Source organism: Methylobacterium terricola (assembly GCF_006151805.1).
Classification (GTDB): domain Bacteria; phylum Pseudomonadota; class Alphaproteobacteria; order Rhizobiales; family Beijerinckiaceae; genus Methylobacterium; species Methylobacterium terricola.
On sequence record NZ_VDDA01000017.1, the window covers coordinates 36,981 to 57,509 of the forward strand.

The window sequence follows — 20,529 nt, forward strand, 5'->3', positions numbered from 1 at the left end:
CGGACGAGTGCCATGATCGCAGGCTGGACGGTGGTGCTGGCGGCCCTCGTCTACATCTGCGCCCTGTTCGCGGTCGCCCATTGGGGCGACGTCTCCGGGCGGAGCCTGATGCGCGACGCGCGGGTGCGGCCGACGATCTACGCGCTGTCGCTGGCGGTCTACTGCACCTCCTGGACCTTCTTCGGCTCGGTCGGGCTCGCGAGCCATGCCGGGCTCGACTTCCTCACCATCTATGTCGGCCCGATCCTGGTGATCGGTCTCGGCTACCGGCTGGTCGCCCGGGTGGCGCGGATCGCCAAGGCCCAGAACTCGACCTCGATCGCCGACTTCATCGCCGCGCGCTACGGCAAGAGCGAGCGCATCGCCGCGCTCGTCTGCCTGATCTCGGTGGTCGGCGCGGTGCCCTACATCGCCCTGCAATTGCGGGCGGTGGCGTCCTCGCTCCAGGTCTTCCTGCGCGCCACCGACGGAGTCGGGGCGCCGGCGGACATGCTGGGCGATCTCGGGCTGTTCGTGGCGCTGGTGCTGGCGGGCTTCGCGGTCGCCTTCGGCACCCGCCACGCCGACGCCACCGAGCACCAGGACGGGCTGACCCTGGCGGTGGCACTCGAATCCCTGGTCAAGCTCCTCGCCTTCCTCACCGTCGGCGGCTTCGTCGTCGGCTGGATGCTGCGCGACCTGCCGGCCTCGTCGAGCGCCATGCACGGGCTCGGGACGCTGGCCGGGCAGACCTCCGGGCCGGCGACGCTGATCGTGCAGACCCTGCTCTCGGCCGCGGCCGTGCTGCTGCTGCCGCGCCAGTTCCACATGGCGGTGGTGGAGAACCGCGCGGTCGCCGATATCGGCCGGGCGGCCTGGACCTTCCCGCTCTACCTCGTGCTCATCAACCTGTTCGTGGTGCCGCTGGCGCTCGCCGGCCTGGCGCTGTTCCCGGAGGGCACGGTGCAGCGCGACATGACCGTGCTGGCGCTCCCCCTGCACGAGCGGGCCGACGGCATCGCCCTCGTCGCGTTCATCGGCGGCCTCTCGGCGGCGACCGCCATGGTGATCGTCGAATCGGTCGCGGTGGCGATCATGATCTCGAACCACCTCGTCATCCCGGTCGCCTTGCGGCGGCGCAACCTGGTGGCCGGAGCCTCGCCGTCGCCGGAGCCCGGCGCCCCGGATCTCGGCGGCTACGTGCTGGTGGTGCGCCGCATCGCGATCGTCGCGGTGGTGCTGGTCGCCTACATCTATTCGCGGGTCGCCGGCGAGGTGGCGCTCGCCTCGATCGGCCTCCTCTCCTTCGCGGCGGTGGCGCAGATCGCCCCGGCCTTCATCGGCGCGCTGTACTGGGGCCGCGGCACCGGGGCCGGGGCGGCGGCCGGGCTCATCGTCGGGTTCACGGTCTGGGTCTATACCCTGCTGCTGCCGAGCCTCGTCACCGGCGACGGCTGGGCCGCGTCGCTGCTCGCCGACGGGCCGTTCGGCCTCGAGGCGCTGAGCCCGACGGCGCTGATGGGGCTCGACGACTTCCCGCGCCTCGTCCACGGCACGCTGTGGAGCCTCGGCCTCAACACGCTGGCCTATCTCGGCGTTTCGCTGCGGCGCCCGCCCACCGCGATCGAGCGCCTGCAGGCCGAGGCGTTCGGGCAGGTCTCCGGCTTCGACGAGGTCGGCCCGGTCGCGCCGAGCTTCCGGCTGTTCCGCAGCGCCGTGACGCTCGCCGAGCTGCGCGCCACGGTGGCGCGCTTCCTCGGCGAGGAGCGGGCGGTGCGGGCCTTCGAGGAATTTGCGCAAGGCCAGGGCCGGCCGCTGCGGGACGAGGCGGTGGCAGGCCTGCCCGAGCTGCGCCATGCCGAGCACCTGCTCGCTTCGGCGATCGGCGCGTCGTCGGCCCGGCTCGCCCTGTCGCTGCTGCTGCGCCGACGGAACGTGTCGCCGAAGGCGGCGCTCAAGCTCCTCGACGACGCCTCGGCGGCGTTCCAGTACAGCCGCGACATCCTCCAGCACGGTCTCGATCACGCCAAGCAGGGCATCACGGTCTTCGACCGCGACATGAAGCTGATCGTCTGGAACCGTGCCTTCGCCGACCTCTACGACCTGCCGCCGGACATGATCCAGCCCGGCATCGATCTCGAAGCCATCGTGCGCTTCAATGCCGGCCGCGGCGCCTACGGTGCCCGCGACGCCGACACGCTGGTGCGCGAGCGCATCGCCGCCTTCCGGCTCGAATCCGGGCCGCAGCGCCTGCGGCTCCACCCGAGCGGCCGGGTGATCGAGATCCGGGCGAACCTCCTGCCGAATGGCGGCGTGGTGGCGACCTATACCGACGTGACCGATTCGGTCGCCGCCGAGGAGGCGCGCACCCGCCTCAACGAAGAGCTGGAGACCCGGGTGCGCGAGCGCACCGAGGAGCTGACCCGCCTCAACGCCGCGTTGACCCGGGCCAAGGCCGAGGCCGACGAGGCCAATGCCTCGAAGACCCGCTTCCTCGCGGCGGCCAGCCACGACATCCTCCAGCCGCTCAACGCGGCACGGCTCTATGCCAGTGCCCTGGTCGAGCGCGACCGGGGCAGCGACCCGACCCTCGCCGAGAACGTCGACGCCTCCCTCGACGCCGTCGAGGAGATCCTGACCGCCCTGCTGGAGATCTCGCGCCTCGATACCGGGGCGCTCAAGCCGCAGCTCTCGATCGTGCGGGTGTCGGACCTCTTCCGCCAGGTCCAGCGCGAGTTCGGGCCGATGGCGCAGGAGAAGGGATTGCGGCTCACCGTCCTCCCCTCCTCGCTCGCCCTGCGCTCCGATCGGCAATTGCTGCGCCGGCTCCTGCACAACCTGGTCTCGAACGCGATCAAGTACACGCCGCAAGGACGCGTGCTCGTCGGCGCCCGTCGCCAGGGCGACCGGGTGGTGCTGATGGTCTGCGATACCGGCCTCGGCATCCCGGCGGCGCAGCAGAAGCTGGTCTTCCGCGAGTTCCAGCGCCTCGATCAGGGCGCCCGGGTCGCCCGCGGCCTCGGCCTCGGCCTGTCGATCGTCGAGCGCGCAGCGCGGCTTCTCGACCATCCGGTGACGCTCGCCTCGACCCCGGGCCGCGGCTCGGCCTTCTCGGTCGCGGTGCCGAGCGCGCCCCTGCGGCCGGCCCTCGAGGCGCAGGGCGAGGCGCCGCGCCCGGCCACCGTGCCGCTCGCCGGCCTCACGGTGCTCGCCATCGACAACGAGCCGGCGATCGTCGACGGGATGCGGGTGCTGGTGGGCAGCTGGGGCTGCACGCTGCACACCGCCGGCTCCCTCAGCGAGGCGCTCGCCCTGGTCCTCGGCGGATCGGTGCGTCCCGACGTGATCGTGGCCGATTACCACCTCGACCAGGGCACCGGGCTCGACCTGATCGCGGGCTTGCGGGCGGCGCTTGCCGCCGACATCCCGGCGGTGCTGCTGACCGCCGACCGCTCGCCGGACGTGCGCGACGCGGCGGCCGCGCAGCGGGTCCAGGTGCTGGGCAAGCCGCTCAAGCCGGCGGCGCTGCGTGCCCTGCTGACGCAATGGCGCGGCCGTCGGCAGGCGGCGGAGTGAGGAACGTCATCCCCCGGCACCGCCGGACGGGCGGGTTCGACGGCGAGAGACGAGCCCGAGCCGGCGTCGCGGTGCCGACGCATCGATGGCGCGGTGCGCCGGTACTATTGGCGCACCCACATCACCCGGGCCATCCAGGCGATGTCCGCGACCGGGATCACCCGGTCGGGCTCGCCGGGAATGGGCGCGCTCAGCTCGGCGGCGCGTGTGGTGCGCCGCTTCAGCTCGGCCGCCAGGATGCCGCCGCCGCCGAGGCAGGTGACCACCCGGTCGCCCTTGCGCATCGCGGCGGTGGGCGAGACCACCAGCACGTCGCCATCCCGGTACAACGGCGTCAGGGCGCCGCCCCGCGCCTCGATGGCAAAGCAGCTCTCCTCCCCGAGACCCGGCACCTCCACCTCCTGGACCACGCTGCCATTGCCCGGCAGCCCGTTGGCGCCGATCTGGCCGGTGGCGCTCTCGCTGCCGATCAGCGGCACGACGGTGCGCGAATCGCCGGTCCTCGGCCCGAGCAGACGCAGGAAATCGTCCAGGGTGGAGCCGGTGGCGGCCAGGATCTTGGCGACCGATTCGGTCGAGGGCCAGCGCTTGCGCCCATCGGGACTGATGCGCTTCGAGCGGTTGAAGCTCGTCGCGTCGAGGCCGGCGCGTTTCGCGAGGCCGGACGCCGTGAGGTTGTTGCGCTGGGCGAGGTGATCGATCGCGGACCAGATTTGCTCGTGGGACAGCATGGGGACCTGGCCTGACGCGGGTGGGTGTTCACCACCAAACTAACAAATGTAAACTACCGAACCCTCACCGAAAGGCAACGGCGTTGCCGGGTTGTCCCGCCGCCGCTATCGCTCGCCCGACACCCATCGAGGAGGCAAGCGGCGCCCGTGACCGTGATCTACAAGATATGCCCCGCATCCCTGTGGCGTGAGGCCGAGGCGGCTGGCCGCTTCGAGGGCGCGCCGGTCGATCGGGCGGATGGCTACATCCATTTCTCGACCGCCGCGCAGGCGCCGGAGACGGCCGCCAAGCATTTCTCGGGACAGGATAATCTTCTTCTGGTCGCCGTCGACGGGGCGGCGCTCGGCGACGCCCTGCGCTACGAGCCGTCCCGCGGCGGGGCCCTGTTCCCGCACCTCTACGGCCCGCTCCCGCTCTCTGCCGTCACAAGCGTCACGCCGCTGCCGCTCGGACCCGGCGGGGACCATATTTTCCCAAACTCCATCAAGGGTTGACCGTGATCCCGGCCCTCTTCCCCCTCGTCCGCCCGCTGCTTCACGCCCTCGATCCCGAGACCGCCCATACCCTGACCCTTGGGGCACTCGCGCGGCTTCCCCTGCGGGATCCGGCATCCGACGATCCCCGTCTCTGCGTAACGGTTATATCAAGACAGTTTTCCAATCCGATCGGTCTGGCGGCGGGATTCGACAAGGGCGCGCAGGCGCCCGATGCCCTGCTCGGGCTCGGATTCGGCTTCGTCGAGGTTGGCGGGGTGGTGCCGCGGCCGCAGCCCGGCAATCCGCGCCCGCGGGTCTTCCGGCTGCCGGAGGACGGGGCGGTGATCAACCGCTTCGGCCTCAACAGCGAGGGGCTCGACGTGGTGCGGGCCCGGCTCGCCGCCAGGAAAGGCCGGCCCGGGATCGTCGGGGTCAATATCGGGGCCAACAAGGAGTCGGCGGACCGGCTGGCCGATTACGTCGCCTGCACGCGCGGCCTCGCCGGTCTCGTCGACTTCATCACCGTCAACGTCTCGTCGCCCAATACGCCCGGCCTGCGCGACCTGCAGGGCGAGGCCTTCCTCGACGACCTGCTCGCGCGGGTGGTCGAGGCCCGGGACGAAGCGGGCGCCGGCACCGCGGTGCTGCTCAAGATCGCCCCCGATCTCGGCCTCGACGGCCTCGACGCGATGACGGCGACCGCCCGGCGCCGGGGCATGGACGCGCTCATCGTCTCGAACACCACCGTGGCGCGGCCGGCAAGCCTCCGGGCGGCGGCCCGGGCCGAGACCGGCGGCCTGTCCGGCCGGCCGCTCTTCTCACCCGCGACCCGGCTGCTCGCCGAGACCTACCGGCGCGTCGGACCCGACCTGCCGCTGATCGGCGTCGGCGGGGTCGATTCGGCCGAGGCCGCCTGGACCAAGATCCGGGCCGGCGCCAGCCTGATCCAGCTCTATTCCGCCCTGGTCTATGCCGGGCCGGGCCTGGTGAGCGAGATCAAGGCCGGGCTGGTGCAGCGGATGGAGAAGGAGGGCATCCGGAGCCTCGATGCGGTCGTCGGGCGCGATGCGGAGGAACTGGCGCGAACCGCGTGAAGCGCCGGCCGACGGAAGTCCGCGCCACCCTGACCCTTCCCAGCCTCTGCGAGGCAGGCCGGGAGAGGGGCCGCGCGGCGCTGATCGGGGCGCGCCCTCCGGAACGATCCGGGCCCTTCCCGGCAGCGTCGTCCTGTCTGCCGCCGTCCGCAGAGGGGGGAGGAGTGGGGGCGCCTCACAATTCCGGGTTCGTCGGCTCGGTGCGCCGCGCCACCACGGTGTAGCAGAGCCGCTTCTGCCCGAGCAGCTGCTGGTGGTGATACGTCACCACCGATTCGCCGAAGCCGAGGATCGCCAGCAATTCCTGCATCGTCGTCGGCGCGATGGTCCACCAGGCATCGAAGCGGATGCGCTGGTCGGTGCGGGGCAGGAGGAAGAGCGGCAATCCGATGCTGCGCGGCAGGAAGCGCAGGAATTGCAGCGATTTCGGCAGCATCTCGGTGACCACCACGGTCTCCCGGGTGAGCCGCAGGGCGCCGTGGAGGGCCCGGAACGGGTCGCGCAGGCGCGTCAGCGCGTTGCCGAGCACCGCGATATCGACCGGGCCGACCGCCTTCGGCACCGCATAGAGCGGGCCGCCGGCCCGCAGGGCCCGCGAGCCGAGCGCCGCGTGGCTGTACCACCAGGCATTCTCGAACCGGCGCAGGTGGTTGCGGATCTCCGGGGCGATCACCGCACGCTCGAAATCGGGATACGGCACCATCTCCCAGCACGCCTCGCCGGCGAAATCGTAGGCCACCACCTCGGCGCCGCGCGCCTCCATGGCGAAGCCGAGAAAGCCGCTGGTGGCGCCGAAATCGAGCACGCGCTTGCCCGCCACCGCGACGTGGCCGAGATAGGAATCGAGCCCGGCCCGCAGGTCCCAGGCCCCCGCCACGGTGCCGTGGCCGGGCAGGTCGATGGTGTGGTTGAACGTACAGATCGCCCGGTCGTCGACCGCGCGGGGCGGGAGGAACGGGTCGTCGCCCGCGCGATCTGTGATCGGGTCCGCCATCGTCATGCGGGATTCGGTCTCGTGAAGCGGCGGTGAGGGGCGCGGGCGGGAGGTCAGGCCTCGCCGCGCGCCCGCGGATAGGCCGGCAGCCCGTCCGGCAGCGCGACCCAGGACAGGCGGCGCGAGACCCAGACGTGGTCGCGCGGCGGGAAGCGCTCCGGCGCGTCGAGGCTCGCCAGGGTGAGGTCGATCTCGTCGGGCAGGTCGTCGGCCCGGTAGGCGAGCGGCGTGCCGCAGGCCGGGCAGAAGGCGCGCTCGGCCCGCGCGCTGGAGCGGAACCAGGTCGGGCTGCCGGCGATGCGGCACGCCTCGCGCCGCACAGTGAGCCAGCCGACCATCGGCGCACCGGTGGCGCCGCGGCAATCGCCGCAGTGGCAGACGGTGCGGTTCCACGGCTCGCCATCGGCCTCATAGCGCACGGCGCCGCAGCGGCATCCGCCGGCGATCCGGGTATCCGGGCGCTTCGGGTGGTTCCGCGCGTCGTTCCCGGCCTCGCTCATCGGGTCGCTCCTTCGAGGGCGGCGCCCTGCGGGTGCGGGAAGGCACCGGCCGCGAGCCGCGGATACAGCAGGGCCTGGCCGAGACCGCGGGCGGCCAGGAAGGCCAGCATGGCGAGCCACAGGCCGGCATTGCCGAGATCGCGCGTCAGCGCCAGCATCGCGGCGTCGACGGCGAGCGCCGCCAGCATCAGGTTGCGCATCGCCCGGGTCCAGGTCGCCCCGATATAGATCCCGTCGAACGCGAAGGCGGCAGCGGCCGCGAGCGGCGTCAGGGCGGCGTAGACGAGGTAGTCGCGCGCGAAGGACCGGACCTCCGGCGCCGCGGTCACCGCGTCGATGAACGGGCCCCCCAGCGCCAGGAACAGGCCCGAGACGGCGAGGGCGAAGCCGAGGCACCAGCCCAGCGACAGGCGCACCGCCCCCCGGAACGCAGCCTCGTCGCGGGCGCCGAGCGCCTGGCCGCACAGGACCTCCGCCGCGGTGGCGAAGCCGTCGAGGAAGAAGCTGCCGACGAGGAAGAGGTTCTGCAGCACGGCATTCGCCGCCAGCGTCACGTCGCCGGCCCGGGCGCCGAGACCGGAGAACAAAGCCAGCGCGGTGATGAGGGCGAGGGTGCGCACCATCACGTCGCCGTTGACCGACAGCATCCGGAGGAGGCCGGCGCGCTCGACGATCGCGGGGAGCGGCACGCGCCAGGGCCGGGCGCCGAGGCGGCGCAGCACCCCGAGCCCCAGGACGGTGCCGGCGACCTCCGCCAGCACCGTGGCGAGGGCCGCCCCGGCGACGCCGTGCCCGAGCCCCAGCACGAACAGCAGCGTCAGACAGACGTTGACCGCGTTGATCGCGACCTGGAGGCCGAGGCCGAGATCGGTGCGGCCGCGACCCAAGGTCGAGCCGAGGATGGCGTAGTTCGCCAGCGTGAACGGCGCGCACCAGATCCGCACCCCGAAATACTCGGCGAGCGCCGCCGTCACCGCCGGGCTGGCGCCGAACAGCCGGAAGGCCGCCGCCGCCAGCGGTCCTTGCAGCGCCACCATCACGAGGCCGACGGCGAGCGCGACCGCGAGCGCCCGGGCGAGCGTCCGGTCGATCTCGGCCCGGTCGCCGGCCCCGGTGGCTTGCGCGGTGAGGCCGGCGGTCGCCATGCGCAAGGCGCCGAAGGTCCAGAACAGGTAGTCGAAGATCACCGCCCCGAGCGCCAGGGCGCCGAGCAAGGCCGCGTCGCCGAGCCGCCCGACCGCCGCCGTCCCGACGAGGCCGAGAAGCGGCGTCGTCACGTTGGCGAGCGTCATCGGCAGGGCGAGCCCCAGGATGCGGCGATGCGTGACCTCCGGACCCGCAGCGGCGATCATCGCGAGAGCCCGCTCAGCGGCCGCGGGCGAAGACGCGCGACAGGAGCCAGAGCGGCACCACCACCACCGCGCCGGCGACGAACCAGCGGCCGGCATCGTGGAAGGTCTCGAAGCCGAGATGCAGCAGCGACTGGATCGTGTCGTAGGCCTGGGCGAACAGGAGGCCGGGCGTGACTCCGAGCATCGCCATGCCGGCCCCGACGAGGAGCGACAGGAACACCAGCCGCACCAGCACCGCGCCGGGCGAGCCGCCGAGGAAGCGGTGCAGGCCGGAGGACCGGCCTTCCCGGTATCCGCCCGGGCCCGGATCGTAGCCGGCCGGACCTTGACCGTACGGATCCTGTCCGCGCGGCCCTTGACCGCCGAAGGGACGGTGGAATCTCTGCTCGCTCATGCTTCCTCACGACCCTGCCGCTGGCGAATGCCGCGCAACCGTTGCAGAACTGCCACGGTTTCGACGAAACCCGGCGCAGGCTGACGCATTGCACCGTTTGGCAATCCCGACCTGAGATGGCAACCTTCACGGATTATCCCAAGATGCGTGACTGCCGATGCCGGGCCGGACGGTGGCCCGCCTGCAACCCCGAGACGCTCCGCCGTGCAAGCCGGCGGCGCAGCGCCGCGAGATTGATACCCCGAGCATGATCGACCACGCGCTCTTCGACCCGGCGAAAACCGATCCCGACGCCGACAGGATGAACCGGGAGATCATCGCCGCCCAGGCCCAGGCGCCGGACCCGTGGTCCATGCCGGTGGGGGAGGTGCGCGAGCGCCGCCGCCGCGGCAGCACCGCCTATCCGGCGATGCCCCGCAGCGCCCGGGCCGAGACGATGACCATTGCCGGTCCCGGCGGCCCGCTCACCCTCCGGGTGATCCGGCCGCAGCGGAAGGCCCGCGGCGCCTACCTGCACATCCATTCCGGCGGCTGGATCTGGGGCGGGGCCGACGAGCAGGATCCCTGGCTCGAGCGCATCGCCGAGCGCTGCGGCTTCGTCTGCGTCTCGGTCGAGTACCGGCTGGCGCCCGAGCATCCCTACCCGGCCCCGATCGACGATTGCGAGGCGGCGGCGCTCTGGCTCTACCACGAGGGCCGCAAGCTGTTCGGGGTGGAGGCCCTGACCATCGGCGGCGAATCGGTCGGTGCGCACCTGAGCGTGATGACGATGCTGCGCCTGCGCGACCGTCACAGGCTGCCGAAGGCGTTCCGCGGCGCCAACCTGTTCTCGGGCCTCTACGACCTCGGCGTCACCGCGAGTGCGCGCAACTGGGGCGACGAGCGCCTGGTCCTCAACTCCACCGACATACGCCGCTTCGCCGACGGCTTCGTGCCCGAGGGCGTCGCCCGGCGCTCGCCGGAGGTCTCGCCGCTCTACGCCGACCTCGCCGGCCTGCCGCCGGCCCTGTTCTCGGTCGGCACCCGCGACCCGCTCCTCGACGACACCCTGTTCATGTCGATGCGCTGGGCCGCGGCCAACAATGGCGGCTACACCGCGGTCTATACCGGCGGTTGCCACGTCTTCATCCGCTACAACCTTGCCATGACACAACGGGCCCTGGAGCTGATCGAGCGGTTCCTGATGGCGCTGGCGTGAGGGCAGGCCCTTCCGCCGCGGTCGCCTACGTCCTTCTCGCCTTCGCGGCCCTGCTCTGGGCCGGCAACGCGGTCGCCAGCAAGGTCGCGGTCGGCCTCGTCTCGCCGCAGGCGCTGGTCGCCTTGCGCTGGTCGATCGCCCTCACGGCGATCGCGCTCATGGCCGGGCGCGAGACCTGGACGCACCGGCGCGCCCTCCTGGCGCGTTGGCCGATGATCCTGCTGATGGGCGGCCTCGGCTATACCGGCTTCAACGCGCTCACCTACGAGGCGGGCGCGCTCACCAGCGCCGTCAACCTGTCGCTGATCGAGGGCACGATCCCGGTCCTGGTGCTCGCCCTCAACCTTCTCGTCCGCGGCGTCACGGTGCGACCGGGCCAGATCCTCGGCTCCGCCATCACGCTCTCGGGGGTGGTGCTGGTGGCGAGCCACGGCGACCTCGCGCGGCTCGCCGCCCTCGATCTCAACCACGGCGACCTGCTGGTGCTGCTCGCCTGCCTGTTCTACGCCGGCTACACCATCGCCCTCCCCTCCCGTCCCGCGGTGCCGGCGCTGGCCTTCTTCGCCGCCATGGCGGTCGCGGCCTGGGCGACCTCGATGCCGCTGCTGATCGGCGAATGGGCGAGCGGCCGCGTCCTGTGGCCCGGCGCCGCCGGCTGGGGGCTGATCGCCTTCACGGCGCTCGGGCCGTCCCTGGTGGCGCAGCTCGCCTATATGCGCGGCGTCGAGACGATCGGGCCGAACCGCGCCGGGCTGTTCAACAACCTGGTGCCGGTCTTCGGGGCGATCCTGGCGGTGGGGCTGGTGGGCGAGCCGTTCGGCGCCGTCGAGGCGGTCGCCCTCGCGCTGGTGCTGGGCGGGATCGCGGTGGCGGAGTTCTTCGGGCGCAAGGCCGTGTGAGGCCAGCGCCGCTGTATAAAGTTAGCTATAAGCCATTGATCATTTGAACGAATTTTCGCGCGGGATCCCCTCTCCAGGCGATGCCGGGCTTGCCCGGTATCGCTGCCAGGTTTGGGAGAGGGGTAGGGATGAGGGTGTGACGCTTCCGTAATGCCCCTGAACAGTCGAGCTGCCAGCACGAAGCTCTGAGCTTTACACCGAAGCGTGTCACCCTCACCCCCAACCCCTCTCCCACACGGGAGAGGGGAGATGCGCTATACTCTTACAATGTCTCGGCTCAGAAGGCGGTCGCCTCACGCCTCCATCGCCTCCAGTTCCGCGATCATCCCCTCGATCATCGACAGGCCGATCTGCCAGAAGGCCGGATCGCGGGCATCCAGCCCGAACGGTGCCAGGAGCTCGCCGTAGGGCCGGCTGCCGCCGGCCGAGAGCAGCGCGAAGTAGCGCTCGACGAAGGCGGCCTCCGCCGCCGGATCGCCGCTCGCCCGCTGGTAGACGCCGTAGAGCGAGTTCACCAGGCAATCGCCGAAGGCGTAGGCGTAGACGTAGAACGGCGAGTGGATGAAGTGCGGGATATAGGCCCAGTACGGCTCGTAGCCGTCGTCGAGGCGGATCGCCGGACCGAGGCTCTCCGCCTGCACCGACATCCACAGCTCGCAGATCCTCTCGGCCGTCAGCTCGCCCTCGCGGCGGGCGAGGTGGATCTTGCGTTCGAAGGCGTAGAACGCGATCTGGCGCACCACCGTGTTGATCATGTCCTCGACCTTGGCGGCGAGCATCGCCCGGCGCTGGACCGGATCGGTGGTGGCCTCCAGCACGCGGCGGAAGGTCAGCATCTCGCCGAACACGCTGGCGGTCTCGGCCAGCGTCAGGGGGGTCGGGGCCATCAGGGCGCCGTTGGGTCCCGCCAGCACTTGGTGGACGCCGTGGCCGAGCTCGTGGGCGAGCGTCATCACGTCCCGCGGCTTGCCCTGGTAATTGACCAGCACGAAGGGATGGGCCGAGGGTACGGTCGGGTGCGCGAAAGCGCCGGGCGCCTTGCCGGGCCGCACCGGCGCATCGATCCAGCTGCCGTCGAAGAAGCGCCGGGCGATCTCGGCCATCTTGGGCGAGAACGCGCCATAGGCCGACAGCACGGTCTCGCGCGCCTCGGCCCAGGGGATGGTGCGCTGCTCGACCTTCGGCAGCGGCGCGTTGCGGTCCCAATAGGCCAGGCTGTCGCGCCCGAACCACCGCGCCTTCAACTTGTAATAGCGATGCGACAGGCGCGGATAGGCCGCCTGCACGGCGGCGACCAGGGCCTCGACGGTGTCGCGCTCGACCCGGTTGGCGAGGTGGCGGGCATCCGAGACGTCGGTGAAGCCGCGCCAGCGGTCGGAGATCTCCTTGTCCTTGGCGAGCGTGTTGGTGATGAGCGTGAACACCCGCAGGTTCGCCCGGAACACGCTGCTCAGCGCGCCGGCCGCGTCGCGGCGCACGGCCTCGTCGGCGTCCTGGAGCTTGTTGAGGGTGGGCTCGAGCGTCAGTTCTTCGCCGCGCAGGGGAAAGCGCAGGGAGGCGATGGTCTCGTCGAACAGCCGGTTCCAGGCGGCGCGCCCGGTGACCGACTTCTCGAGGAACAGCTTCTCCGCCTCGTCGCTCAGCTGATGCGGCTTCTCGCGGCGGATGTCCTCGAGCCAGGGGCGGAAGCGGGCCAGCGGCGGATGGGCGGCGGCGGCATCGACCGCGGCGTCATCGACCCGGTTGAGCTCCAGGGTGAAGAACAGGAGGTCGCTCGCCGCGGCGGTCAGGCGCTCCTGGGTGTCGCCGTAGAACTTCGCCCGGACCGGATCGGTGGTGTCGCCCGAATAGACGAGGCCCGCATAGGACATCAGCCGGCCGAGGCGGTCCTCGATCACCTCGTAGGCGGCCACCGCGGTGCCGAGGCGGTCGGGCGCGTCGGTTCCGGCGGCAAGCTCCGCGATCCGGCCGCGATAGCTCTCGGCGAAGCCGCGGCACTCGGCCTCGGCCCGGGCGAGGTCGGCGGCGAAGGCCGGGTCGTCGAGGCCGGCATAGAGGTCCGACAGGTCCCATTCCGGCAGAGGTCCGAGATCGACGGCGCGGGCCGTGGCTTTCGCGGTGCTCAGGGCGCTGTCCGACGGCGCGGCGGCACTCAACGGCATGGACGATGTTCCTCTCGGGCACAGGAGTGGTTGCGTGCGCGGGGACATATCGGCCCCGAGCGGCCCGCGATCAACCGAGGCCGCTCCGATTGCCGCGGCCTCTCCGCACACGGTAACGTTCCGTTGGCGTTAAGGGCCACTTTACGGTTGTGACGCAGCATACGCCTCGAAACGAAACACCTGCGTGATTCGCATGTCCCGGCGCACCGGGGCTGCCGGACGCACGGAAAAGGCCCCGGGGCGGCGCCCCGCGGCCGCGGTCCTTCGAGGAGTCCAGATGACCACCACGGTCCTCATCGTCGACGACGATCCCGTGCAGCGCCGGCTGGCGGAGGCCATGGTGCGGCGCCTCGGGTTCGAGGCCGTGGTGGCGGAAAGCGGAACGGCCGGTCTCGACGCGATCCGGTCCCCGGATTCCGGCATCGACGTGGTGCTGCTCGACCTTGCCATGCCGGGCGGCCTCGACGGGCTCGGCGTGCTGGCCGAATTGCGCAAGGCCGGCATCGACACCCCCGTCATCGTTCAGACCGCCAATGGCTCGATCGACGCCGTGGTCAACGCGATGCGGGCGGGCGCGGTCGATTTCGTGGTCAAGCCCGCCGGTCCCGAGCGGCTCCAGGTCTCGATCCGCAACGCCCTTCAGGTCGATCAGCTCCAGGACGAGATCCGGCGGATGCGCCGGCGCGCCTCCGGCGCGCTGTCGTTCCGCGACCTGACCTCGAAGAGCCCCGACATGGGCCGGGTGATGCGGCTGGCCGAGCGGGCGGCGAAATCCAACATCCCGGTGCTGATCGAGGGCGAATCGGGCGTCGGCAAGGAGGTGCTGGCCCGCGCCATCCAGGGCTCGGGCGACCGCCGCGGCAAGCCGTTCGTGACGGTGAATTGCGGGGCGATCCCCGACAACCTCGTCGAATCGACCCTGTTCGGCCACGAGAAGGGCGCCTTCACCGGCGCCACCGAGCGCCATCTCGGCAAGTTCGTCGAGGCCTCCGGCGGCACCCTGTTCCTCGACGAGATCGGCGAATTGCCCCTCGACGCGCAGGTGAAGCTGCTGCGGGCGCTCCAGGAGGGCGAGGTCGATCCGGTCGGCGGGCGCAAGAGCGTGCGGGTCGACATCCGGCTGGTCTCGGCGACGAACCGCTCGCTCCTCGATCTCGTCAAGCAGGGTCGCTTCCGCGAGGACCTGTATTACCGCCTCAACGTCTTCCCGATGACCCTGCCGCCCTTGCGGGCCCGGCGCGAGGACATCCCGGATCTCGCCCGCTCGTTCTGCGCCCGGTTCGCGGCGGAGGAGGGCAAGCGGGTCCGCGGCATCGCCGCGGAAGCGATGGCGCTGATCACCCGCTACGACTGGCCCGGCAACGTGCGCCAGCTCGAGAACGCGCTGTTTCGCGCCGTGGTGCTCGCCGACGGCGACGAGCTGACGGTGGCGGAGTTCCCGCAGATCGCCGCCCAGGTCCAGGGCTTCGACGTGCGCATCCCGCCGGCTCCGGCGGCGCCCGAACCCGGCACCGGCCCGGCGCCGGTGCGCGAGATCGTCCGGGTCGAGGTCCGCGACCCCCATGCCCTGTCGCTGGTCGCCGAGGAGACCGGCGAGATGAAGACGATGGAAGGACTCGAGGGCGAGATCATCCGCTACGCCCTGCAATTCTACCGCGGGCGGATGTCGGAAGTCTCGCGACGCCTTGGCATCGGCCGCTCGACCCTCTATCGCAAGTTGAAGGAACTCGGGATCGACGACGAGAAGGCCGAGGACGCGGCCTGATTCCGGGCCGCTCGTCCGAAGAAAACCGCAATTGACGGGTTTTGGGCGACGCAGCGCGGTCACCCGTCTCAGTCCAACGCCGCTCTCACCGTCGCGGTGCGCTACGACACGCCGCGAACGCCCAAGGTTGCATGTCGCCGGAGTGTGGCTGCCGTGCGATGGCAGGTCCTGCGCCGACGTGTTTACTCATCTAGATTGATCAGCGTGGCCGCTCTAGCCGGCCGCGGCTTCGAGGAGAGGACCATGGCTCCCAGGCGCAGGACCGGGCGGAACGCGGGCGCGGCAGCGACCCTCGCGGTGCTGCTGGCGGCGCAATCCGGCCTGCCGGGGGCGCGGGCCGAGGGCGTCGCGCCCGCGACCGGCGCCGCGGTGGCGAGCGTGCCCGCTCCGGGGTCGTCCGCTCCGGCGATCACCACCATCCCGGACACGCCCGCCCCGACCGAGGCCGCTGCCCCGGCGAAGGCCGCACCCGAGGCCGTCCCGGTCCAGCCTGCCGCCCTGCCGGGCGCCCCCATGCCCGCCCCCGCCGACGCGCCGGCCGCGCCGGTGGAGAGCGCGGCCCCTGCCCTGCCGCCGCCCGCCCCCGGCGACCCGGTGGCCGAGGCGGTGGCGGCACGCCTCGCCGACCCGAATGCCAGCCTGATCCGCCGCCTCACCACCAAGCAGCGCGAGGCGATGCAGGCCTTCTACGCGCTCGGCGCGTTCAAGTCGGTCTGGCTCACCGAGACCGGCTGGTCGGATGCCGCCAAGGCGGTGATCGCTCGGCTGCAGGCGGCGGACGAGGATGGGCTCGATCCCCTCGCCTACCCGATCCCGCTCCTCGACCCGCCCCACGCCAAGCCCGCCGACCGCGCCGAGGCCGACCTGAAGCTCTCCGCGGCGGCCGTCCTGTATGCCCGCGACGCCCGCGGCGGCCGGCTCGAGCCGTCGCGCCTGTCGCGCTTCATCACGCCGAAGCTCGACCTGCCCGGCGCCGACGCGGTGCTGACCCGGCTGACCCCGGCCGGATCGAATGCCGGTGCCCTGCTCCAGGCCTACAACCCCGCGCAAGCCGGCTACCTCGCCCTCAAGGCGAAGCTCGCCGCCCTGCGCACCCAGCAGCCGAACCGCGCCGTGCCGATGGTGCGGCTGCCGAAAGGCCCGGCCCTGAAGACCGGCATGCGCGACCCCCGCGTGCCGCTGATCCGTGCCCGGTTCGGCCTCTCCGGCGCCTCTGACGCCACCGCCTATGACGAGGGCGTGGCGACTGCCGTCTCGAGCTTCCAGCGCGAGCGCGGGCTGAAGGCGAGCGGCGTCCTCGATCCCGCCACCGTGGCGGCCCTCGCGGGGACCGCGCCGGGCAAGCAGGAGGCGGATCTCCTCGCCAACATGGAGCGCTGGCGCTGGCTGCCGGCCGATCTCGGCCGCACCCACGTCTTCGTCAACATCCCCGAATTCAAGGTGCGGGTGGTCCGTGACGGCCGCATCCTCGACGAATCCCGGGTGATCGTCGGCAAGCCGGAATCGCCGACGCCGATCTTCTCCGGGGAGATGACCTACGCGGTGGTCAACCCGTCCTGGACCGTGCCGCCCTCGATCCTCAAGAGCCAGTTCCTGCCCGGCCTCGCCCGCGATCCGAACTACGCGGCACGCCTCGGCTACGAGGTGGTGAGGCGCGGCAACGGCATCGCGATCCGGCAACCGCCCGGCGAGCGCAACGCGCTCGGCTTCATCAAGTTCATGTTCCCCAACGACCATGCGGTCTACCTGCACGACACGCCGAACCGCAGCCTGTTCTCCCGCACGGAGCGGGCGCTGAGCCATGGCTGCGTGCGCGTCGACGATCCGTTCCGCTTCGCCCAGGTCGTGCTCGGGCCGCGCTGGCCGACCGAGCGGCTGAAGACGCTGATCGGCAAGGGCGAGCGCACCGTGATGCTGCCGGAGAAGCTCCCGGTCCATCTCGCCTATTTCACCCTGGAGGCGGATTCGACCGGGAGCTTGCGCAGCCTGCCCGACCTCTACGGCGTCAATGCCCGGGTGAAGGTGGCCCTCGGCCTCTCGACCGAGGCGCTCCCGGCCGAGGCCGGCCAGAAGCCGAAGCCGGCCCCGAAGCCGCCGACCGCCGCACCGCACCCGCACCGCGATGTGGCGGAGGGCGCCCCCCGCCCGGCGCCCCGCCGCCCGGTGGCGAATGCGACCGTCCCCGATGAGCCGGCGGTGGTGCAGCCGGCGCCGGATTACTTCGGCGAGACCGGGGCGATCCGACGGGGGTGGTGGTAGGCGTCCCGACGCGACGACCACTTTCTCCGTCAGCCCGGGCCGCTGCGCGGCCCCAGGATGACGCGGAGGGTGGCGGGACGGTCGCGATCACGATCACGCTTTGAGCCCGCCCGTCGCGCCTGGGCGCGCCGCTCGCTGATCTTGCCGCTCAGCCGGTACGCATCGCCGACGGTCGCGGTCTCGATCAGCCCGGCCGTGCGGGTCATGGTGTCGACCATCAGGTCGCCGACCTGGCCGACGAAATCGAAACGTTGCTCGACGATCCTCGACAGGGCGTTGGCCTTCCGCAGCGAGGCCGAACCCGGGGAGATCTGCAGACACCCGGCGCGCCATTCCGGCTCGATCGTCCCGATCTGGCGCACGAAGGCAGCCTGCATGGCGTGAATATCGCCGAGCATGTCCGAACCTGCGCCTTCCGCCAAGAGTTGCTCCGTCCGGGCTCCGTTGGCGAGCACCGCGCGCTCCAGCCGCACGCCCGCGCCGGGCGGGACCGCGGCAGCGACCGTTGGCGGACCGGAACCCGGCGCCGCGGAACCAGTCCGCGCACCGGCACGGGCGGCCCGCGACGATGCCGGCGCCAGTGACATGCGCCGAACGTGTCAGATGCACCTGCATCGTCCTGAAGGCGCCGAACGACGGGCCAGGACATGGAGTTCCCGCTGCGTCGGACGGCGCAGGCCGACAATTGCTCGAACCTTCTCTGGCTGGCGTAGTCGCTGCACTAGCTCCTGCACCGTGGCTCCGAGACGTTTAGGACTTGAGCACGGACATAAAACTCATACAACCGTGATAAATCGAAAATTATTTTCGTATAATGCGATGTAACTTCCGTCACTGGCCGAAATAAATTGGATTGAGTTGGTTGCGAAATTTGCGACGACTAAAGAGTCTTGACGTAATTCCCATACTGGCGCGGATTTTATTTAAATAATAAGCGAGTAATTTTTCGGGGTGCGGGATCGTCTTCGCAGACGGGCGTGCTCGACGGTCATTCTTCAACGTCATTCGGCACTCCCCACGAAATTGTGAAGCGTGGCCGATTTTCGCCACGGTTGAGGCTTAGCTCTCCGTCCGGTCTGTCGCGGGGACCCGGTAACCGTTTGTTGACGGTTCTCGGCAACCTTGCGTTCACCATGGCGGCCACGCGGCCCGAGCGGGGATGAGGGATCGTGCGAGCGCTCAAGCGTGCCGGAAGCGGGGCGGCCAATCCGGCGGCCCGGGGATCACGCTCCTGTCGGCGCGGCGCGCTGGCGCTGGTCGCCTGCCTGACGGCGATGGTCGCCTCGACCAGCGACACCCAGGACGCGGTCGCCAACGGCGACACCCGCACGATCGCGATCTTCCACGAGCACACCAAGGAGAGCGCCGCGATCACGTTCAAGCGTGACGGGCGCTACGACCGCGCCGCCCTTGAGCAGCTGAACTGGCTCCTGCGCGACTGGCGCCTCGACGAGCCGACCAAGATGGACCCGCGGCTGTTCGACGTTGTGTGGGAGGCCCACCGCGCGGTCGGCTCGCAGGATGCGATCCACGTCGTCTCGGCCTACCGCTCGCCGAAGACCAATGCCGCCCTGCGTCGGCGCTCCCGCGCGGTGGCCGAGCACAGCCAGCACATGCTCGGCAAAGCGATGGATTTCTACCTCGCCGACGTCTCGATCGACCAGATCCGGGCGATCGGCATGCAGATGCAGCGCGGCGGCGTCGGCTGGTACCCGCAGGCCAACAGCCCCTTCGTCCATCTCGATGTCGGCTCGGTGCGCTCCTGGCCGCGGATGAGCCACGACCAGCTCGCCCGCCTGTTTCCCGACGGCCGCACCGTCCACCTGCCGGCCGACGGCCGGCCGATGCCGGGCTACGAGATGGCCAAGGCCGAGATCCTGGCCCGCGGCGGCAGCGTGATGGGCGTGAGCCAGGCGATCGCCGCGGCGGACGAGGAGGACAGCCCGAACGTCGTCGGCCAGTTCTTCGCCATGCTGTTCGGCGGAGGATCGAAGCCTGCGGCCCCGCCGCCGGCACCGGTGGTGCTCTCCGGCCGCGCCGGCCGCGTCCGCCCGGTGGCGCTCGCCAGCGCCCAGCCGGAGGATGCGGGCACCCGGGATGCCCTCGCCTACGCCGCCCCGGCGGTGCCCGCCGCCCTCATGCAGCCGGCCGCGCCCCGACAGGCCGCGGTGCAACCCGAGCCGGTCCAGCCGGAAGCCGCGCCCCCGGTCGCCGCGCCCGAGCCCGAGATGCGCGCTGCCGAGCCGGTGGTGGCCGGGCTGCCGGCGACGCCGCTGCCGCCCCGGCGTCCGTCGGAATTCGCCGCCCTGGCGGAGGCCCTGGTCGCCGCGCCGCCGCCGATCGCCGTGCCGCTGCCGCCGGCCCGCCCGGCCTCGGTGCGGGTCGCCTCGGCCGAGGCCGACCCGGCGGCTCTGGGAGCGATGCTCCAGCCCCGGCCTCGTCTGGCGCCCTCCCCGACGGAGCCCAGGCCCCAGGAATCCAAGTCTCAGGAATCCAAGTCCCAGGAATCCAAGTCCCACGATACCAAGTCGCAGGACTCCAGATCCGCGGATCCCAAGGCGTCGGATTCGAAGTCTCCGGACTCCAAGTCGCAGCTGCGTGCCCTGTTCAGCGCCGCGGTGGCTGCCCCCGCCGCCGAGGCCGCTTCCGTCCGCGTCGTCCAGCGCGCGAAGGCCGGCACCCCGCCGGCCGGCCTCGTCGGTGCTCCGGCCGGCGCGGTCGCCACCCGCTTCCAGGCGAAAGCGAGCGAGGACGCCCCGGGCTCCGGCCGGTTCAGCGGGCCGGCGGTAGGACGGCGCTGAGCGCCGCGACGGCCGGGGGAACGTCCTCGCCGCCGGCAGGACCGTTCCGGTCAGCCCACGGACGATTGCCCTCCGGGGCGCCCCGGTTGCGGCCTGACCGTGCGCCCGCCGATGGCGCAACCGTCTGCTGATCTCCGGCGTGGCGAGCCTCGCGGCCAGGGTCGGCCCGGTCGCGGTGGCGATCGACGCCTGGCTGGTCTTGCTCACCCCGCTCGGCTTGCGGGCGGTCGCGAGCAGCGTGCCACGTTCCACCGTTCGACAAGCTCCGGCCCAACCAATTGCGGGGCTCGGCGCGACCATGCCGGCATCGTAGCGAGTGGCGCGGAAGTCAGAACCAGGCGAACGGTC

General features: G+C 71.6%; 15 protein-coding genes. 8 read left to right on the forward strand and 7 right to left on the reverse strand.

Annotated features, from left to right (window positions below; all coding sequences use genetic code 11):
• Positions 1-12 precede the first annotated feature (12 nt).
• Positions 13-3,555 (forward strand): hybrid sensor histidine kinase/response regulator, encoded by a 3,543-nt coding sequence (locus FF100_RS26305; RefSeq protein ID WP_139038724.1) that lies wholly within the window; start codon positions 13-15, stop codon positions 3,553-3,555.
• 104 nt (positions 3,556-3,659) lie between these two features.
• On the opposite strand, the gene FF100_RS26310 is transcribed toward FF100_RS26305, so the two are convergent.
• Positions 3,660-4,286, reverse strand: a complete 627-nt coding sequence (locus FF100_RS26310; RefSeq protein ID WP_139038725.1) for a S24 family peptidase — start codon at positions 4,284-4,286, stop codon at positions 3,660-3,662.
• A 147-nt stretch (positions 4,287-4,433) separates the two neighbouring features.
• On the opposite strand from FF100_RS26310, the gene FF100_RS26315 reads away from it, so the two are divergent.
• Both FF100_RS26315 and FF100_RS26320 read left to right on the forward strand, forming a co-directional pair.
• Positions 4,434-4,781 (forward strand): DUF952 domain-containing protein, encoded by a 348-nt coding sequence (locus FF100_RS26315; RefSeq protein ID WP_139038726.1) that lies wholly within the window; start codon positions 4,434-4,436, stop codon positions 4,779-4,781.
• A 2-nt stretch (positions 4,782-4,783) separates the two neighbouring features.
• Positions 4,784-5,857, forward strand: a complete 1,074-nt coding sequence (locus FF100_RS26320; RefSeq protein WP_139038727.1) for a quinone-dependent dihydroorotate dehydrogenase — start codon at positions 4,784-4,786, stop codon at positions 5,855-5,857.
• 175 nt (positions 5,858-6,032) lie between these two features.
• Here the strand turns inward: FF100_RS26320 and FF100_RS26325 are convergent, their stop codons facing one another.
• The 4 genes from FF100_RS26325 to FF100_RS26340 are packed head-to-tail and all read right to left on the reverse strand — an operon-like array spanning position 6,033 to position 9,097.
• Positions 6,033-6,857: a class I SAM-dependent methyltransferase gene (locus FF100_RS26325; RefSeq protein WP_139038728.1), complete on the reverse strand. Its 825-nt coding sequence runs from the start codon at positions 6,855-6,857 to the stop codon at positions 6,033-6,035.
• Positions 6,858-6,904: 47 nt separating this feature from the next.
• The gene (locus FF100_RS26330; RefSeq protein ID WP_139038729.1) at positions 6,905-7,351 is read right to left on the reverse strand and encodes a GFA family protein; all 447 of its coding nucleotides are present in this window, start codon (positions 7,349-7,351) and stop codon (positions 6,905-6,907) included.
• Positions 7,348-8,703, reverse strand: coding sequence for an MATE family efflux transporter (locus tag FF100_RS26335; protein ID WP_139038730.1), 1,356 nt, complete (start codon positions 8,701-8,703; stop codon positions 7,348-7,350). Before FF100_RS26335 ends, FF100_RS26330 begins: the two co-directional genes overlap by 4 nt.
• Positions 8,704-8,716: 13 nt before the next feature.
• A complete protein-coding gene (locus FF100_RS26340; protein ID WP_139038731.1) occupies positions 8,717-9,097 on the reverse strand; it encodes a DUF6460 domain-containing protein in 381 nt (126 codons plus the stop codon).
• A 247-nt stretch (positions 9,098-9,344) separates the two neighbouring features.
• Here FF100_RS26340 and FF100_RS26345 point away from each other — a divergent pair, with 247 nt between their 5' ends.
• The gene (locus FF100_RS26345) at positions 9,345-10,295 is read left to right on the forward strand and encodes an alpha/beta hydrolase (RefSeq protein ID WP_139038732.1); all 951 of its coding nucleotides are present in this window, start codon (positions 9,345-9,347) and stop codon (positions 10,293-10,295) included.
• A complete protein-coding gene (locus tag FF100_RS26350) occupies positions 10,292-11,194 on the forward strand; it encodes a DMT family transporter (protein WP_139038733.1) in 903 nt (300 codons plus the stop codon). The genes FF100_RS26345 and FF100_RS26350 overlap by 4 nt, the downstream gene beginning before the upstream one ends.
• Positions 11,195-11,487: 293 nt before the next feature.
• Here FF100_RS26350 and FF100_RS26355 read toward each other — a convergent pair whose 3' ends face one another.
• Positions 11,488-13,356, reverse strand: a complete 1,869-nt coding sequence (locus FF100_RS26355) for a M3 family oligoendopeptidase (protein WP_139038734.1) — start codon at positions 13,354-13,356, stop codon at positions 11,488-11,490.
• Between the two features lie 277 nt (positions 13,357-13,633).
• On the opposite strand from FF100_RS26355, the gene FF100_RS26360 reads away from it, so the two are divergent.
• The gene (locus tag FF100_RS26360; RefSeq protein WP_139038735.1) at positions 13,634-15,121 is read left to right on the forward strand and encodes a sigma-54-dependent transcriptional regulator; all 1,488 of its coding nucleotides are present in this window, start codon (positions 13,634-13,636) and stop codon (positions 15,119-15,121) included.
• A 243-nt stretch (positions 15,122-15,364) separates the two neighbouring features.
• A complete protein-coding gene (locus tag FF100_RS26365) occupies positions 15,365-17,380 on the forward strand; it encodes a L,D-transpeptidase family protein (RefSeq protein WP_205825030.1) in 2,016 nt (671 codons plus the stop codon).
• Positions 17,381-17,409: 29 nt separating this feature from the next.
• On the opposite strand, the gene FF100_RS26370 is transcribed toward FF100_RS26365, so the two are convergent.
• Entirely contained in the window at positions 17,410-17,853 is a 444-nt protein-coding gene (locus FF100_RS26370; RefSeq protein WP_139038736.1) for a hypothetical protein, read from the reverse strand.
• Positions 17,854-18,549: 696 nt separating this feature from the next.
• On the opposite strand from FF100_RS26370, the gene FF100_RS26375 reads away from it, so the two are divergent.
• Positions 18,550-20,181: a peptidoglycan L,D-endopeptidase MepK gene (locus FF100_RS26375; RefSeq protein ID WP_425463357.1), complete on the forward strand. Its 1,632-nt coding sequence runs from the start codon at positions 18,550-18,552 to the stop codon at positions 20,179-20,181.
• Positions 20,182-20,529 lie beyond the last annotated feature (348 nt).

Bases quoted from the DNA above. Each gene is read 5' to 3' on its own strand.
- FF100_RS26305 (WP_139038724.1), top strand. From the start codon at position 13: ATGATCGCAGGCTGGACGGTGGTGCTGGCGGCCCTCGTCTACATCTGC.
- FF100_RS26310 (WP_139038725.1), bottom strand. From the start codon at position 4,286: ATGCTGTCCCACGAGCAAATCTGGTCCGCGATCGATCACCTCGCCCAG.
- FF100_RS26325 (WP_139038728.1), bottom strand. From the start codon at position 6,857: ATGACGATGGCGGACCCGATCACAGATCGCGCGGGCGACGACCCGTTC.
- FF100_RS26330 (WP_139038729.1), bottom strand. From the start codon at position 7,351: ATGAGCGAGGCCGGGAACGACGCGCGGAACCACCCGAAGCGCCCGGAT.
- FF100_RS26335 (WP_139038730.1), bottom strand. From the start codon at position 8,703: ATGATCGCCGCTGCGGGTCCGGAGGTCACGCATCGCCGCATCCTGGGG.
- FF100_RS26340 (WP_139038731.1), bottom strand. From the start codon at position 9,097: ATGAGCGAGCAGAGATTCCACCGTCCCTTCGGCGGTCAAGGGCCGCGC.
- FF100_RS26345 (WP_139038732.1), top strand. From the start codon at position 9,345: ATGATCGACCACGCGCTCTTCGACCCGGCGAAAACCGATCCCGACGCC.
- FF100_RS26355 (WP_139038734.1), bottom strand. From the start codon at position 13,356: ATGCCGTTGAGTGCCGCCGCGCCGTCGGACAGCGCCCTGAGCACCGCG.
- FF100_RS26360 (WP_139038735.1), top strand. From the start codon at position 13,634: ATGACCACCACGGTCCTCATCGTCGACGACGATCCCGTGCAGCGCCGG.
- FF100_RS26365 (WP_205825030.1), top strand. From the start codon at position 15,365: ATGGCTCCCAGGCGCAGGACCGGGCGGAACGCGGGCGCGGCAGCGACC.